The 3,646-nt window shown below is 70.4% G+C and carries 4 protein-coding genes and 1 tRNA gene; all 5 read left to right on the top strand.

Going from position 1 to position 3,646, the window contains the following annotated elements:
• Window positions 1-51: 51 nt before the first annotated feature.
• Window positions 52-471 carry a hypothetical protein gene (locus E2651_RS42065; RefSeq protein ID WP_135336538.1) on the top strand — a complete coding sequence of 140 codons (420 nt, stop codon included), beginning with the start codon at window positions 52-54 and terminating at the stop codon, window positions 469-471.
• A 183-nt stretch (window positions 472-654) separates the two neighbouring features.
• Entirely contained in the window at window positions 655-1,413 is a 759-nt protein-coding gene (locus E2651_RS42060) for an IclR family transcriptional regulator C-terminal domain-containing protein (RefSeq protein WP_135336537.1), read from the top strand.
• 73 nt (window positions 1,414-1,486) lie between these two features.
• A tRNA-Lys gene (locus E2651_RS42055) sits at window positions 1,487-1,560 on the top strand.
• Window positions 1,561-1,691: 131 nt separating this feature from the next.
• Window positions 1,692-2,954: a histidine kinase gene (locus E2651_RS42050; RefSeq protein WP_135336536.1), complete on the top strand. Its 1,263-nt coding sequence runs from the start codon at window positions 1,692-1,694 to the stop codon at window positions 2,952-2,954.
• Window positions 2,887-3,564, top strand: coding sequence for a response regulator transcription factor (locus E2651_RS42045; RefSeq protein ID WP_135336535.1), 678 nt, complete (start codon window positions 2,887-2,889; stop codon window positions 3,562-3,564). The genes E2651_RS42050 and E2651_RS42045 overlap by 68 nt, the downstream gene beginning before the upstream one ends.
• The last annotated feature ends 82 nt before the right edge of the window (window positions 3,565-3,646 follow it).

Below are 3,646 nucleotides of genomic sequence, written 5' to 3'. Positions count from 1 at the left end.
CCCTTCGCCTTTCCCTTCCCCTTCCCCACTCCCCGAGAAAGAGGAATGAACATGCGTAATTCCAAGACGGCACGCGCCCTCATCGTGAGCGCCGCCGCGGTGAGCATGCTCGGCGCCCCGGCGCTCGCCGCGGGCAGCGCCTCGGCTGCCGATTCCCACGTCACGGTGGACGCGGCCGCGAAGAAGAAGTGCAAGATGAGCGCGATGACCGACCGGGTCGACCGCCGGACGGACAAGTACGGCTTCGGCGGCATCAAGTGCAACTACAAGGCCGGCGTCAAGGTCAAGATCGCCCTGTACAACGGCAAGAAGAAGGTGGCGACGGCAAGCTGTAGCGGCACGAAGAGCTGCTACGTCAGCACAAAGACCGTCGGCGACAACGACAACCGCACGAAGACCTGGAAGACCAAGGTGGTGGCCAAGGCCGGCTCCAAGAAGGGGACGAAGTGGAGCAACAAGCTCCGCGGCTGATCGGCGCCTGACGCCCCGCCAAGACTGGGCATTGACATTGGCATATGCCAGAGTGGCGCGTTCCTGCTGACAGCGCCGGAGCGCGCCACCAATCTTCCCAACAGCCGCTCCTTATCGGCCTCTTGGCGGCTATCGTGGGACGGAGCCCAGCTGTCCGGAACCGTTCCACGCAGGGGGAAAGCCGTGGCGCTGAAGCATGAGCCGACCACGCCACAGCACTCGGTGCAGAGCGCGCTGCGAGTGCTCGAGATCGTCGCCCGGCGGGGAGCCGGAGTGACCGACACCGAGCTCGCCCGCCAGACCGGTCTTCCCGCACCGCGGCTGACCGTCCTGCTGCGGATGCTGCGCCGCGAGGGCTACGTCGAGCAGATCACCGACGGTGCGTACGTCACCGGAGAATCCCTCAACCGCCTCGGCTCGGCCCACCGCCGCGATCAGGCGCTGCGGCAGAAGCTCAAGGAGACTCTGGACGGGCTCCGTGACTCGATCGGCGCCGCGGTCTATGTGAGCCGGTACGAGGACGGCGAAATCAAGATCACCGACTTCGCGGACGGCCCCGGCACACCCAAGGTCAACGAGTGGGTGGACTTCCGGTCCTCCGCGCACGCCAGCGCGATCGGCAAGAGCCTGCTGACCCAGCTCGACGTGAACGGCCGGCGCGATCACCTCTCCCGCCACAAGATGGCCCGCCTCACCTCGCGGACGATCACGAACGAGCGGGTCCTGCTCAACCACCTCGCCGCCCAGCCCGCCACGGTCCCCGTCCTCGACCTCCAGGAGTACGCGGTCGGCACCGTCTGCGCCGCCGTCCCCATCACCGCGGGCTCCGCGGTCGGCTGCCTCGCGCTCTCCCTGCCGGTGGAGCACGCGCACCGGCTGCGGGAGGCCGCGGACACGCTGAATCGCGGGGCGGCGCCGGTGCTCCTTTCGCTGGCGATCTAGGGCTGCTCATTCCGGTGGCGCGGGCGCGGTCCGGAGCACCCTCCGGGACCAGGTATTATTTTTGAGTCAGCAGGCGCCGCTAGCTCAGTTGGTTAGAGCAGCTGACTCTTAATCAGCGGGTCCGGGGTTCGAGTCCCTGGCGGCGCACAGACGGTGAGAAGCCCCTCGCGGAAGCGGGGGGCTTCTCGCGTATATCCCCCGCATATCCCCCGCACCGGTGAGGACAGCTCCCGGCGGGCGTCGCGATACTGGCACGGCCTCCTGCCGAGGAGCCCGTCATGCCGCTCATGCCGCTCATGCCTCGCTTGAATCGTCCGTACGTCGTGGACGCCGCGCTCGCCGCCCTCGTGCTCTGTGCCGTCTCGCTGCAGTTCCTCTTCCCCGAGGAGGGTGGCGACGAGCTGACCTGGGGCGGGTTCCTGCTCGGTGCGGGGACCGCGGTGCCGCTGGTGTGGCGGCGGCGCGCGCCGTTCGGCTGCGCCGCCGTGATCGCCGTCTTCACGCCCGCCATGGCGCTCTACCACCGGCCGCCGCCCGACGTCTGCTTCGGCGGCATGGTCGCCCTCTACACCGTGGCCGCCCTCGGCTCACCGTGGAAGCGGCGCGTCATGCTCGCCGGCTGGCTGACGGGGGCCGCCGTCACCATGACCTTCAAGGAGCACGCCGAGCCGTACGAGTACCCCTTCCACCTGCTCAGCCTCATCAGCGCGTACGCCCTGGGAGCCTTCGCCCGCGTCCAGCGCGCCTACACCGCCGCGATCGAGGACCGGGCCCGGCGGCTCGAGCGGGAGCGGGCCGGCGAGACGGCGCGGGCGGTCGCCCGGGAGCGGGCCATGATCGCGCGCGACATGCACGACATCCTCGCCCACGCGGTGAGCCTGATGGTGGTCCAGGCGGAGGCCGGACCCGTCGTCGTCCGCAGCGATCCGGCCCGCGCGGAGGGGGCGTTCGACGCGATCGCGGGGGCGGGGCGCGACGCGATGGTGCAGTTGCGGCGCATCTTGGGGGTGCTGAGGGAGCCTTCCGTTCCCGGCGGGCTTGGGCCGCAGCCTACGCTCGCCGCGTTGCCGGAGCTGGCGGTGGTGGTCGAACAGGCGGGGGTGCGGGTCGAGTTGGCTGTGGACGGGGTGCCGCGGCCGTTGCCGCCGGACGTCGAGGTGGCCGCGTACCGCATTGTCCAGGAGGCACTGACCAACTGCGTCAAGCATGCGGCGGCGGCGACGGTGGTGAGTGTCCAACTGGGGTGGGGTGCGGGTGAGTTGCTCGTGACCGTCATCGACGACGGGGCGGGTGCGGCCGCCGGACCCGCCGGACCCGCCAGACCCGCAGGCCGCTCCGACCACTCCGGCGCCGGGCACGGGCTCATCGGGATCCATGAACGCGCCGCCGCCTGCGGAGGCACCGCCGAAGCCGGGAACGGGCCCGACGGCGGATTCCGTGTCGCCGCGCGGCTGCCCACGGCATCCTTGGGGGATGAGCATCCGGGTGGTGGTCGCCGACGACCAGGAGCTGGTGCGCAGCGGCTTCACCATGATTCTTGAGGCGCAGCCCGACATCGAGGTGGTGGCGGAGGCGGGTGACGGCGCGGAGGCGGTGGCCGCCGTGCGTCAACACGCCCCGGACGTCCTGCTGTTGGACATTCGCATGCCGGGCACCGACGGTATCGAGGCGGCCCGCCAGGTGTGCGCGGGGACCGCCGGCTGCCGGGTCGTGATGCTGACCACCTTCGACCTCGATGAGTATGTGTACGAGGCGCTGTACGCGGGAGCGAGCGGCTTCCTGCTCAAGGACGTCCGCAGGGACGACCTGGTGCACGCGGTGCGGGTCGTGGCCGCGGGGGACTCTTTGCTGGCCCCTTCGGTTACGCGGCGCCTGGTGGCGGACGTGGTCCAGCGGCGGCGCACCGCGCTCGGTGCGGCGCCCATGTCGCCCTCCGAACGCCTCGCGGTTCTCACCGCGCGGGAGGAGGAGACGCTGCGGTTGCTGGCCCGTGGGCTCTCCAACGCGGAGATAGCGGCGGCTTTCGTGGTGAGCGAGCACACCGTGAAGACGCACGTCAGCAATGTCCTGTCCAAGCTGGCGCTGCGGGATCGGGTGCAGGCGGTGATCTGCGCGTACGAGGTGGGGCTCGTGGTGCCGGGGGAGGGTTGATCTCCCCGGCCCGGCGAAGTATCCAGCCCGTCCGGCGTTTGAGAAGGAACGCTCCTCCCCCACCCGACCGACACCTAGCCCC

This window comes from Streptomyces sp. MZ04, assembly GCF_004684775.1.
Lineage (GTDB): Bacteria > Actinomycetota > Actinomycetes > Streptomycetales > Streptomycetaceae > Streptomyces.
The sequence above is the reverse complement of the archived record's forward strand: the minus strand, read 5'-3'. Positions and strand labels throughout refer to the sequence as shown.

Bases quoted from the DNA above. Each gene is read 5' to 3' on its own strand.
- E2651_RS42050 (WP_135336536.1), top strand. From the start codon at position 1,692: ATGCCGCTCATGCCGCTCATGCCTCGCTTGAATCGTCCGTACGTCGTG.
- E2651_RS42065 (WP_135336538.1), top strand. From the start codon at position 52: ATGCGTAATTCCAAGACGGCACGCGCCCTCATCGTGAGCGCCGCCGCG.
- E2651_RS42045 (WP_135336535.1), top strand. From the start codon at position 2,887: ATGAGCATCCGGGTGGTGGTCGCCGACGACCAGGAGCTGGTGCGCAGC.